General features: G+C 36.0%; 10 protein-coding genes. All 10 read left to right on the forward strand.

Translation table 11 applies throughout. The annotated features are described in order from the left end of the window. The first annotated feature begins 4 nt into the window (after nt 1-4). Complete coding sequence (gene lpdA, locus I567_RS10035) at nt 5-1411, forward strand: dihydrolipoyl dehydrogenase (protein WP_016252111.1); 1407 nt, start codon at nt 5-7, stop codon at nt 1409-1411. 108 nt (nt 1412-1519) lie between these two features. After that, on the forward strand, nt 1520-1948 hold the full coding sequence (locus I567_RS10040) for a hypothetical protein (RefSeq protein WP_016252112.1): 429 nt from the start codon (nt 1520-1522) through the stop codon (nt 1946-1948). A 101-nt stretch (nt 1949-2049) separates the two neighbouring features. Continuing rightward, nucleotides 2050-2319: a UPF0223 family protein gene (locus tag I567_RS10045; protein WP_016252113.1), complete on the forward strand. Its 270-nt coding sequence runs from the start codon at nt 2050-2052 to the stop codon at nt 2317-2319. Between the two features lie 9 nt (nt 2320-2328). Further along, nucleotides 2329-3099 carry an inositol monophosphatase family protein gene (locus tag I567_RS10050; RefSeq protein ID WP_016252114.1) on the forward strand — a complete coding sequence of 257 codons (771 nt, stop codon included), beginning with the start codon at nt 2329-2331 and terminating at the stop codon, nt 3097-3099. A gap of 100 nt (nt 3100-3199) precedes the next feature. Beyond that, a complete protein-coding gene (gene typA / locus I567_RS10055) occupies nt 3200-5041 on the forward strand; it encodes a translational GTPase TypA (protein ID WP_016252115.1) in 1842 nt (613 codons plus the stop codon). Between the two features lie 77 nt (nt 5042-5118). Next, nucleotides 5119-6150 (forward strand): M42 family metallopeptidase, encoded by a 1032-nt coding sequence (locus tag I567_RS10060; protein WP_016252116.1) that lies wholly within the window; start codon nt 5119-5121, stop codon nt 6148-6150. An 89-nt stretch (nt 6151-6239) separates the two neighbouring features. Then, nucleotides 6240-6551, forward strand: a complete 312-nt coding sequence (locus I567_RS10065) for a DUF1507 family protein (protein ID WP_016252117.1) — start codon at nt 6240-6242, stop codon at nt 6549-6551. 104 nt (nt 6552-6655) lie between these two features. Then, nucleotides 6656-7816 (forward strand): FtsW/RodA/SpoVE family cell cycle protein, encoded by a 1161-nt coding sequence (locus I567_RS10070; RefSeq protein ID WP_016252118.1) that lies wholly within the window; start codon nt 6656-6658, stop codon nt 7814-7816. A gap of 25 nt (nt 7817-7841) precedes the next feature. Continuing rightward, on the forward strand, nt 7842-11267 hold the full coding sequence (locus tag I567_RS10075; RefSeq protein ID WP_016252119.1) for a pyruvate carboxylase: 3426 nt from the start codon (nt 7842-7844) through the stop codon (nt 11265-11267). A 21-nt stretch (nt 11268-11288) separates the two neighbouring features. Next, a complete protein-coding gene (locus tag I567_RS10080) occupies nt 11289-12377 on the forward strand; it encodes a CAP-associated domain-containing protein (RefSeq protein WP_016252120.1) in 1089 nt (362 codons plus the stop codon). Nucleotides 12378-12384: the final 7 nt, after the last annotated feature.

Genomic DNA, 12384 nt, shown 5'->3' on the forward strand with positions numbered 1-12384 from the left:
ATCGATGGTAGTAGGAGATTTTGCTATTGAATTAGATACAGTCGTAATTGGAGCTGGCCCTGGTGGATATGTGGCTGCGATTCGTGCGGCTCAATTAGGTCAAAAAGTTGCTGTAATTGAACGTGAATACATTGGTGGTGTTTGTTTAAACGTTGGATGTATTCCTTCTAAAGCATTGATTGCAGCAGGACATCACTATCAAGAAGCTCTAGATTCACAAATGTTTGGTGTGAATACAGATGGAGTTACTTTAGATTTTGCTAAAACACAAGATTGGAAAGACAATGGCGTTGTTAAAAAATTGACAACAGGTGTGTCATTCTTATTAAAGAAAAATAAAGTTGAAGTCATTACGGGTTCTGCGTTCTTTGTAGACGATCATACCTTACGTGTAATCAATGGTGATTCAGCGCAAACTTATTCATTTAATAATGCCATTATTGCAACTGGTTCTCGTCCAATTGAAATTAAAGGCTTCAAGTTTGGCGGCCGTATTTTAGATTCTACTGGCGGTCTTGCATTAAAAGAAGTGCCTAAGAAATTTGTTATTATCGGTGGTGGGGTAATCGGTGCTGAATTAGGTGGCGCTTATGCAAACCTTGGTGCTGAAGTAACAATTTTAGAAGGTTCTCCACAAATTTTACCTACATTTGAAAAAGATATGGTGAAATTAGTAGAAGATGACTTTAAGAAAAAAGGTATTACTGTTATTACTAAAGCTATGGCAAAAGAAGCTATTGATAATGGTGATAGCGTAACTGTGAAATATGAAGTTGACGGTAAAGAACAATCTGTTGTGGCTGATTATGTCATGGTTACAGTTGGTCGTCGCCCTAACACTGATGATATGGGATTAGAACAAGCTGGTGTTGAAATTGGTGAACGTGGTTTAATTCCAGTAGATGCGCAAGGACGTACAAATGTGAAGAACATCTACGCGATTGGTGATATCGTTCCTGGTGCTGCCTTGGCTCACAAAGCTAGCTATGAAGCTAAGATTGCTGCCGAAGCGATTTCAGGTAAGAAAGTTGCTGTTGACTATAAAGCTATGCCAGCTGTTGCCTTTACTGACCCTGAATTAGCTACAGTCGGAATGACAATTGCTGAAGCGAAAGAAGCTGGCTTAAATGCTAAATCATACAAATTCCCATTATCAGGTAATGGACGTGCGATTTCTTTAGGTAAGACTGAAGGATTTGTTCGTTTAGTAACTACAGTGGAAGATAATGTGATTGTCGGTGCACAAGTTGCTGGGGTTGGCGCTTCTGATATGATTTCTGAATTATCATTAGCTGTTGAATCTGGTATGAATGCTGAAGATATCGCATTAACTATCCATCCACATCCATCATTGGGTGAAATTGTAATGGATACTGCCGAATTAGCATTAGGCTTACCAATTCATATCTAAAATCATTAAAGATAAATTTAAAGAGACTCAATCACAAGTGGTTGGGGCTCTTTTTTGTTTTCATCGATTTTTATTTTTGCTATAATTGAGTTGAAAGGTGGGAGGATTATGCAATTTTTGAAATTATTTCTCATTTATCGTTGGTATGCTTTAGTATTTGCATTTATGTATGTCGCACTTATCTATCTGATATGCCGAAAAACTAAATTCGTTAAAGCCGGTATCATTTATGGGGTTGTTACAGAAATTATCTTTATCTTGTCGTTGTTATTTTTCTGTTTTCAATTATCGCAACCGAGTACTGTTTCAAGAATACCAATTTTCGAGCAGTTTTATAATATTGTGATTGTTTCGTGGTTTGTCTTTTATATACCGCTCGTCGTATTGGCTGCTTATCGTTTGCTTATTTGGATTAGGCAGCGACTCCATCTTGCTTTACAGATCATCTTAACCATTAGCTATATTATTACCGTGGTAGGGATCGGCTATTTCGGATTGATTGTTCATGTGATGTTATTTTATGGTTTTGCACCTTAAATGTTTAAGATCAAGATACTTCCAGTGTCTTGGTCTTTTTTCAGTTGCAAGCGAACGGATAACCTGTATATAATAGTAAAGTAAGGATGAGGAGGAAAAAGATGGAGAATTATCAATATCCTTTAGATTTGAACTGGTCTACAGAAGAAATGATTTTAGTCGTAAATTTTTGGGCTGATTTAGAAAAAGTTTATGAACAAGGCATGGATCGCCAAGCTTTTTTAGATAGCTATCAGTCTTTTAAATCAGTTGTCAAAAGTATTGGTGAAGAGCGTAAATTGGGTCGAGAGTTTGAAGAATTATCGGGTTATTCGCTTTACCATGCTGTAAAACAAGCAAAAGCAAGTCAAAATAAACGGATTAAGATGTGAGGTTTGACAATGGAAAAGATATATCGAGAAATTATTCATTTGTTGCATCAAGCTGGAGAATTAGTGAAAGAAGAGTTGGCACAACAAGATGTGGTAGTAAGCACTAAGTCTAGTCGAAGTGATTTAGTAACAAATATTGATAAGCTGGTTCAAAATTATTTGATGTCATCTTTAAACGTATTAATTCCTAACCTAAAATTTTTAGCTGAAGAAAATGGCTTAACTGAATTATCGGATTTTAGTGGTAAAGTTGCAGTCATTGATCCAATCGATGGAACGAATAATATGGTCTTGCAGCAAAAAGATTTTTGTATTTTGCTTGGACTATATGAAGAAAAAATGGGCCGCTGTGGTTTTATTTATGAAGTAATGGGCAATCATTTATTATGGGGTGGTCCTGAGATTGGTGTTTTCTATGATGACCAACCTTGGCAAATGCAAAAGGATTTGAGTTTAGAAGATGGATTGATTAGTTTTAATAGTAAGATTTTTCGTGAAAATATGCTGAAATCACATGAATTAAGTCAACGCGCATTAGGGATACGTATGACAGGATGTGCAGGTTTAGAAATGATGGATATCGCTTTAGGAAATCGCGTAGCCTATATTTCAAATCTACAACCATGGGATTACGCCGCTGGACAAATCATTCTTGAAGCGTTAGGAATGAAAGTGAGAACGATTTCGGGTAAATCATTGTCTTTAAATGGCAGAGAATTAATGATTGCGGCTACACCAAAAGCATATCAAGAAATATTAGAACGTATCGGTCATGCATAAAGTATCATGAAAAATCGAGTGTTTTGCTTTTTTTTCTGAAAATTTTTTGGTATAATTTCATTTTGAGTGAAGTCAATTAAATATTAAAGGAGTCATTAAATTGAATTATAGAGAAGATATTCGTAATATCGCGATTATTGCCCACGTCGACCATGGTAAAACCACTTTGGTAGATGAATTATTAAAACAGTCACATACATTAGATGCACGTACACAATTACAAGAACGTGCGATGGACTCAAATGCTTTAGAAAAAGAACGCGGAATTACCATTTTAGCGAAAAACACTGCTGTAGAATATAACGGTACCAAAATCAATATCATGGATACTCCTGGACACGCCGACTTTGGTGGAGAAGTAGAACGTATCATGAAAATGGTAGATGGGGTACTTTTAGTTGTCGATGCGTATGAAGGAACCATGCCACAAACTCGTTTTGTATTGAAAAAAGCTTTAGAACAAAAAGTAACGCCAATTGTAGTTGTCAATAAAATTGATAAGCCATCTGCTCGTCCTGAACATGTAGTAGATGAAGTATTAGAATTATTTATCGAGTTAGGTGCCGATGATGATCAATTGGATTTCCCAGTTGTTTATACTTCTGCATTAAATGGTACCTCTAGTCTATCTAGTGACCCAGCAGACCAAGAAAAAACCATGGCGCCCGTTTTCGATACGATTTTAGAGCATATTCCTGCGCCAATTGATAATTCTGATGAACCTTTGCAATTCCAAGTATCATTGTTAGATTATAATGAATATGTTGGCCGTATTGGTATCGGACGTGTCTTCCGTGGTACGATTCGTGTAGGAGACCAAGTTGCTTTAATGAAACTAGATGGCGATGTGAAGAAATTCCGCGTGACGAAGATTTTTGGTTTCTTTGGCTTAAAACGTTTAGAAATTGAAGAAGCGAAGGCGGGAGATTTAATTGCCGTATCTGGTATGGAAGATATCTTCGTTGGTGAAACTGTAACCCCTGCTGATCATCAAGAAGCTTTACCAATTTTACATATTGATGAGCCTACTTTACAAATGACTTTCCTAGTGAATAATTCACCATTTGCGGGACGTGAAGGTAAATTTGTCACTGCACGTAAAATTGAAGAACGTTTGATGGCACAATTACAAACCGATGTATCTTTACGAGTTGATCCAATTGGTCCGGATTCATGGATTGTTTCAGGTCGTGGGGAATTACACTTATCCATCTTAATTGAAAATATGCGTCGTGAAGGTTACGAATTGCAAGTGTCTCGTCCAGAAGTTATCGAGCGCGAAATTGATGGTGTGAAGTGTGAACCGTTTGAGCGTGTCCAAATTGATACACCAGAAGAATATATGGGTGCAGTTATCGAGTCATTAGGTATGCGTAAAGCTGAAATGCAAGATATGATTAATACTGGAAATGGTCAAGTTCGTATTATCTTCTTAGCACCTGCTCGTGGTTTGATTGGTTATACTACAGAATTCTTATCTATGACTCGAGGTTATGGTATTATGCACCACACCTTTGATCAGTATCTACCAATGATTCAAGGCCAAATTGGTGGCCGTCACCATGGCGCTTTAGTTTCTATTGATACAGGCAAGGCAACGACTTATTCAATTATGAGTATTGAAGAGCGTGGGACTGTCTTTGTTGAACCAGGGACTGAAGTTTATGAAGGGATGATTGTTGGTGAAAATTCACGCGATAATGATTTGACCGTAAATATCACTAAAGCAAAACAAATGACCAATGTCCGTTCTGCTACAAAAGACCAAACCGCAGTTATTAAAAAGCCAAAAATTCTAACGCTTGAAGAATCATTAGAATTTTTAAATGATGATGAATATTGTGAAGTGACACCTGAAAGTATTCGTCTACGTAAACAAATCTTAAATAAAAATGAACGTGAAAAAGCCGCTAAAAAACGTAAAATGGCTGAACAAGCGTAGTTAATTTTAAGGCGAGAACTAATCAATAGGTTTTCGCCTTTTATTATAATAGTAATTACTAGAAAGGACTGACTGAGATGCAAACAGTCGAATATATCCAAAAATTAACAGCAATTCCATCACCAACAGGCTATACACAAAAAGTGATTCAATATGTAAATGAAACGCTGCAATCATTTGGTTATAAGCCACAAATCACTGCTAAAGGTGGTTTATTAGTTACAGTGAAGGGTGAAAATGATAAGCAACAACGATTTGTCACAGCCCATGTAGATACACTTGGGGCCATGGTGCGTGCCATCAAACCAAATGGACGTTTAAAAATTGATTTAATCGGTGGTTTTGGTTATTCATCCATTGAAGGTGAAAACTGTTTGGTTCACCTTTCCGGAAGCGAGCGAACGATTTCAGGTACGATTTTAATGCACCAAACTAGTGTTCATGTGTATAAGGATGCACGTACAGCTGAAAGAAACCAAGAGAATATGGAAGTACGCTTGGATGCGAAAGTCTTTAATGAAGAAGATGTCCGTCAATTAGGTATCGAAGTAGGAGATTTTATTTCTTTTGATGCCCGCACACAAGTTACTGATTTAGGATTTATTAAGAGTCGTCATTTAGATGATAAAGTTTCTGCAGCTATTTTAATGAACCAATTGCGTCAAATCAAAGAAGATGGTTTAACACTGCCTTTTACTACACATTTCGCTTTTAGTACATTTGAAGAAGTCGGACATGGCATGAACAGCAATATTCCAAGTGAAGTGGTTGAATATTTAGCAGTGGACATGGGGGCGATGGGCGATGATCAACAGACAGATGAATATAGTGTTTCTATTTGTGTGAAAGATGGTTCAGGTCCGTATCATTTTGCTTTCCGTCAACATTTAGTACAATTATGTAAAGAAAATGCGATTGATTATAAGCTTGATATCTATCCGTATTATGCCAGTGATGCATCTGCGGCGCTTTCAGCTGGTGCCGAAGTTAAACACGCCTTATTCGGAGCAGGAATTGAATCTAGTCATGCCTATGAACGTACCCACATTGAATCTGTACAAGCGACGGAGCAATTAGTACATGCTTATTTATTTAGCCCATTAGTTTAAAGATTCTCTACAAAATTGATTCAAGCTGTTTTTTTACTTAAAAATTGTGCTATAATAAAACATACCATGACAAAATTGGAGTGAGTAAGATGAAAGAGGTTTCTAGAGAACATGCTGTAGAGTTATTACAAAATGAAGCCCAACGCATTCGCCGCTTAATAGCAAATCAAAAGAATAGTTTATGTGTCGCACATTGTAAAGCTTTTGAAGAAGTGGTGGATACACAAATGTATGGTTTATCACGACAAGTTGCTTATGCGATTCAGTTAGGTATTTTAGATAGTACAGAAGGTCAACAAATTTTAAGTGACTTAGAAAAAAACTTAGATTTATTGTATCAAGAAGTTTATAAAGAACAGCATGTTGCAGAACAAAAAGATGAAGATATAACTTTAAAGTAGTTAAATATAATGGGGGGATAACGAAATAGCTTTGTGAGTTATTCCCTTTTTTATTCATAGTTTATGTAATTAGAAAGGAAATGGGGCGACCCAAGGATGATCCATTGTCAAAGAAAGTTAAGAAAAGACATTTATTAGATTATAGTATTTTAATTCCCTATTTAATTTTGAACGTTATTGGTTTGATGATGGTATATAGTGCATCATCATACTCACTTATATCACAAGGGAAAAATCCCATAACCGATATGGTCAAGCAAGCTATCTTTTTATTTTTAAGTATTATTTTAATGGGTATCTTATATAAAATGAAGCTTAGCATGATGAAAAATTTGAAGTTTGTGCGGATATTTGTCGCACTTGTACTAGGTTTGATGGTGATTGCGTTTGCTTTTAAAACTGTTAATGGTGCCCATGGTTGGATTCAAATTCCTGGACTGGGAACGATTCAGCCAGTTGAGTTTTGGAAGTTTGTGATGATTTGGATGTTGGCTGCACAAATTTCAGATCGACAAGTATTGATACCTGATAAGATGGTTGATGCTGTAAAAGTTCCTGTAGGGCTTTGTACGTTGTCTATGGGAATTCTAGCATTATATCCCGATTTTGGGAACGCAGCGATTATTGCCTTACTGCTAATCGTAATGTTGATGATTAGTGGGATCAATTATCTTTATGGTTATATCATAGCGTTTGGCACTTTTGCATTTAGTATCCTTACGATGTTTATTATTCGTATCACTAATGGTAGTTTTTTACCTTCTCACGTTGCCTCTCGTTTCGCAGTATTCCTAAATCCATTTAAAGATGAATTTGGCAACGGTCATCAATTGGTAAATGGCTATTATGCAATGTTTAATGGTCGATTATTTGGTTTAGGTTTAGGTAATAGTATTCAGAAGAAAGGCTTCCTGAGTTTTGCTGCTTCAACAGACTTTATTTTTGCGATTGTTGTAGAAGAATTAGGATTAATTGGTGCTATTTTCATTTTAGGTTTATTGTTGTTTTTAGTTGGACGAATTATTTTAATTGGTATTCGTTCAAATGATGCTTTTAATTCAATGATTTGTTTAGGCGTCGGTTCATTATTTTTGATTCAAATCTTCATCAATTTAGGTGGAATTACTGGTTTGATTCCATTAACAGGGATTACTTTTCCATTCTTTAGTCAAGGTGGTTCCAGTTTGATTGTTTTATCAGCCTGCGTTGGTTTAGTTTTAAATATAAGTGCTGATGAAAAGAAGAAAAAATTGATGTTGTATTGAATAAATAAATTTAAGGAGTGGTTCGATGAAAAAAGTATTAGTCGCAAATCGTGGTGAAATCGCAATACGTGTTTTTCGTGCATGTGCGGAATTAGGAATTGCAACAGTCGGTATTTATGCAGCTGAAGATGAATATTCTGTTCACCGTTTTAAAGCAGATGAAGCCTACTTAATCGGTGAAGGTAAAAAGCCAATTGAAGCGTATTTGGATATTGAAGGAATCATTCAAGTCGCCAAAGAAGCTGGTGCAGATGCGATTCACCCAGGTTATGGATTTTTATCTGAAAATTTACAGTTTGCAAAACGTTGTCAAGAAGAAGGCCTGACATTCATCGGACCAAAACTTGAACATCTAGATATTTTTGGTGATAAGATTAAAGCAAAAGAAGCGGCCGTGAAAGCAGGGATTCAATCTATTCCAGGAAGTGACGGTCCAGTAGACTCAGTAGATGAAGTGCTTGATTTTGCAAAAGATTATGGTTATCCAATTATGATTAAAGCCGCTCTTGGCGGTGGTGGTCGTGGGATGCGTGTAGCCTTTGATGATGCTCAAGCTTTAGAAGGCTACAACCGTGCAAAGAGTGAAGCTAAAGCTGCATTTGGTAGTGATGAAGTCTATGTAGAAAAATATATTGCTGATCCAAAACATATTGAAGTGCAGATTTTAGGTGATATGCATGGCAATGTTGTACATTTATTTGAACGTGATTGCTCAGTACAAAGACGTCATCAGAAAGTAGTTGAAGTTGCACCTTGTGTATCATTATCAACTGAATTACGTGAAAAAATCTGTGGTGCGGCTGTTCAATTAATGAAACATGTCGGATATGTTAATGCTGGAACTGTAGAGTTTTTAGTTAGTGGCGATGATTTCTACTTTATTGAAGTGAATCCACGTGTACAAGTAGAACATACGATTACTGAATTAATTACAGATATTGACATTGTGACTAGTCAACTTTTAATCGCTCAAGGTAAAGATTTACATAAAGATATTCATATTCCACATCAAGAAAATATTTATCTTAAAGGCGCAGCAATTCAATGTCGCATTACAACCGAAGATCCATTGAATAATTTCATGCCTGATACTGGTAAAATCGATACCTATCGTTCACCTGGTGGCTTTGGTGTCCGCTTAGATGTAGGTAATGCTTATGCTGGCGCCGTTGTTACTCCTTATTTTGACTCTTTATTAGTAAAAGTTTGTACGCATGGTGCAACTTTCCAAGCAGCAGTTCAAAAGATGCAACGTTGCTTAAAAGAGTTTAGAATTCGTGGGGTAAAGACAAACATCCCATTTATGCAAAATGTCATTCATAATGAAGTCTTCCAATCAGGAAATGCCAAGACTACCTTTATTGACAACACACCAAGTTTATTTGAGTTTTCTAGTACGCGAGATCGTGGAAATAAAACCATGAAATATATTGGTGAAATTACGATTAACGGCTTCCCTGGAATTGATAAAAAAGAAAAACCATTCTTTGAAGTGCCTCGTGTACCAAACAAAATAGAAAGATCGAATCAAAAAATTGTCACAGCGAAAGATATTTTAGATAAAGAAGGACCAAAAGCTGTTTCCAAATGGGTTCAGCAACAACAGTCTGTACTTTTAACAGATACGACTTTCCGTGATGCGCATCAAAGTTTACTAGCTACTCGAGTCCGAACACATGATATTGAAAAAATTGCAGCTCAAACGCAACTAGCCATTCCACAGTTGTTCTCAAGTGAAATGTGGGGAGGGGCAACTTTTGATGTGGCGTATCGATTCTTGAATGAAGATCCGTGGGAAAGATTACGTAAAATTCGTCAACAAATGCCGAATACTTTGATGCAAATGTTATTTAGAGGATCCAATGCGGTGGGATATTCGAATTATCCTGATAATGTAATTCAAGCTTTTATTAAAGAGTCAGCCAAGCAGGGTATTGATGTATTCCGTATTTTTGATAGTTTGAATTGGACTGCTCAAATGGAACCAAGTATTCAAGCAGTCTTAGATACTGGTAAAATTGCTGAAGCGGCGATTTGTTACACAGGTGATATTAATGATCCGCTTCGTAGTAAATATGATATACATTACTATAAACAAATGGCTAAAGATTTGGAAAGTTTAGGTGCGCATATTATCGCGATTAAAGATATGGCAGGCTTATTAAAACCACAAGCTGCTTATCGTTTAATTTCTGAATTGAAGGATACTGTGGATGTGCCAATTCATCTTCATACGCATGATACTTCCGGTAATGCGATTATGACTTATGAAAAAGCAATTCAAGCAGGTGTAGATATTGTCGATGTGGCTATTTCTGCAATGAGTGCCCATACGAGTCAACCAAGCATGTCAAGTCTATACTATGCTTTATTAGGGGATAAACGCGCACCACAAATGGATATTCAAAAAGCCCAAGCATTGAATCATTATTGGGAAGATGTGCGCCCATATTATCAAAGTTTTGAAAATGGCATGAACGCGCCTCAAACTGAAGTCTATTTACATGAAATGCCTGGTGGGCAATATTCTAATTTACAACAACAAGCAAAAGCGGTTGGCCTAAGTGATAAATGGGATGAAGTCAAGCAAATGTATCGTAAAGTGAACATGATGTTTGGGGACATTGTGAAAGTGACACCTTCTTCTAAAGTGGTAGGGGATATGGCCTTATTTATGGTTCAAAATCAATTAACTGAAGAGGATCTTTACGAAAAAGGCGATACTTTAAGTTTCCCTGATTCAGTGGTTTCTTTCTTTGAAGGACAGCTTGGACAACCAGTTGGCGGTTTCCCTGAAAAACTACAAAAAATTATTTTGAAAGGCCGTCCAGCTATAACTGTGCGTCCCGGCCAGTTAGCACCTGCTGTTGATTTTGAAAAGGTACGTAATGAATTAGCTGAAAAAGTTGGCTTTACTCCTAAAGACGAACAAGTTTTGAGTTACTTGATGTATCCACAGGTCTTTTTAGATTACTGTAAAGCCTATGATCAATTTGGTGAAGTCAAGCTATTAGATACACCAACCTTCTTTTATGGTATGCGTTTAGGCGAAAAAATTAATGTTGAAATCGAAAAAGGAAAAGTATTAATTATTCGGTTAGATGAAATTGGTGAAGCAGACGAAGAAGGCAATCGTATTTTGTTCTTTAACTTAAATGGTCAAAGACGTGAAATTGTGGTAAATGATAAATCTATTCAAAGTACCATTGTTCATCGTAAAAAAGCTGAACCAACAGATAAAAATCAATATGGTGCGACAATGTCTGGCTCTGTATTACAAGTATTAGTGAAAAAAGGCGATCATGTGAAAAAAGGCGATGTCTTGATGATTACTGAAGCGATGAAAATGGAAACAGCCATTGAAGCACGTTTTGATGGGGTAGTCGATCATTTATATGTTCAACCTGGTGAAATCATTCAATCAGGTGATTTGCTTATCGAATTAAAATAGAATGAAACGGGAGGGATTGAAATGAAATATCGTAAATTATCATTTATGATTATTTTTATTTCAGTCCTTCTTGCTGTATATTTGCAGCCGATTTTTTATCCGATTAAGACGGAAATAAACTCTCAATCCAATACAATTAAACTCAAACAGCCTAGGCCGCAACAAAATGCTGAAAACATTGCAGCTGATATTTATGCTCAGATGATTGGTCAAGATATTAACACAATACGTGAAAAATTACCAAAAGAATTACAAAATGTTGATACAGGCTATGGGTATACTGAATATTTATTTGCCAATCAACATCAAAATTTTGATTTATTAACGAATCATAATGGTAAAATTCAAGAATTAACAGTCTTCGGTAACAAAGGGAAAGTAGGAAATCATTTTCATTTGGGGATGGACTTAGAAGACTTAATATCGCAAGCTGTCATCTCTAGTTCTTTGTCCATTAAAATGCAAGATAAAGAATACCAATTCGAATTATCAGAAGAAGATATGAATTATCGGCCCTTTATTAGCTACAATAATCAAGTCTATGCTATCTGCTATTTTCATCCAATTACTGGGAAATTGTTTGCTATTCGATACCTAGACGCACATTATCTGTTAAAAGTAGCTCCTTACCAACTTATAAAAGGTCAGTATGAAACTTATGATAATGAAAATCGACTAGCAAATTGGGAAGCGTTAAGTGTTCAAAAAGCGAATTATTTCTTGACTTTATTCAGTCGTCTTGATGAAAAGAAATATCAAATAGATGATTCTGAGTCAGCGAGTGTTGCCAATGAAGCATTAGCACAGTTTGAGCAAAGTCCTGAAAAAATATTAAGTACTGCAAGGATACTTCAGTTAAAAGAGATACGCACACAAAGAACGGAGCCATTTTTTACGTTTACAACGGATGAGATGAAACATTTAACAGATTCACTTCAATCGGAAAATGTTCGCGGTATCTTTTTGGCACCAAGTATTGATTGTATGGATGTCGCTATGCAATTACAAACCAATCCTATCTTACATAACAAATTAATAAATAATCAGTCAAAAGTATTAAGTATTGCATTTCATAAACAAGATATGTTAGTCTTAATACTGGATGAATGATAAAGTA

The sequence above is a fragment of the Enterococcus cecorum DSM 20682 = ATCC 43198 genome (assembly GCF_000407565.1).
In the GTDB taxonomy this organism is placed as follows: domain Bacteria; phylum Bacillota; class Bacilli; order Lactobacillales; family Enterococcaceae; genus Enterococcus_E; species Enterococcus_E cecorum.

What these genes read in the sequence shown, in the direction of transcription:
- I567_RS10040 (WP_016252112.1), top strand. Translation starts at nt 1,520, where the DNA reads ATGCAATTTTTGAAATTATTTCTCATTTATCGTTGGTATGCTTTAGTA.
- lpdA (WP_016252111.1), top strand. Translation starts at nt 5, where the DNA reads ATGGTAGTAGGAGATTTTGCTATTGAATTAGATACAGTCGTAATTGGA.
- I567_RS10065 (WP_016252117.1), top strand. Translation starts at nt 6,240, where the DNA reads ATGAAAGAGGTTTCTAGAGAACATGCTGTAGAGTTATTACAAAATGAA.
- I567_RS10045 (WP_016252113.1), top strand. Translation starts at nt 2,050, where the DNA reads ATGGAGAATTATCAATATCCTTTAGATTTGAACTGGTCTACAGAAGAA.
- I567_RS10050 (WP_016252114.1), top strand. Translation starts at nt 2,329, where the DNA reads ATGGAAAAGATATATCGAGAAATTATTCATTTGTTGCATCAAGCTGGA.
- I567_RS10080 (WP_016252120.1), top strand. Translation starts at nt 11,289, where the DNA reads ATGAAATATCGTAAATTATCATTTATGATTATTTTTATTTCAGTCCTT.
- I567_RS10075 (WP_016252119.1), top strand. Translation starts at nt 7,842, where the DNA reads ATGAAAAAAGTATTAGTCGCAAATCGTGGTGAAATCGCAATACGTGTT.
- I567_RS10060 (WP_016252116.1), top strand. Translation starts at nt 5,119, where the DNA reads ATGCAAACAGTCGAATATATCCAAAAATTAACAGCAATTCCATCACCA.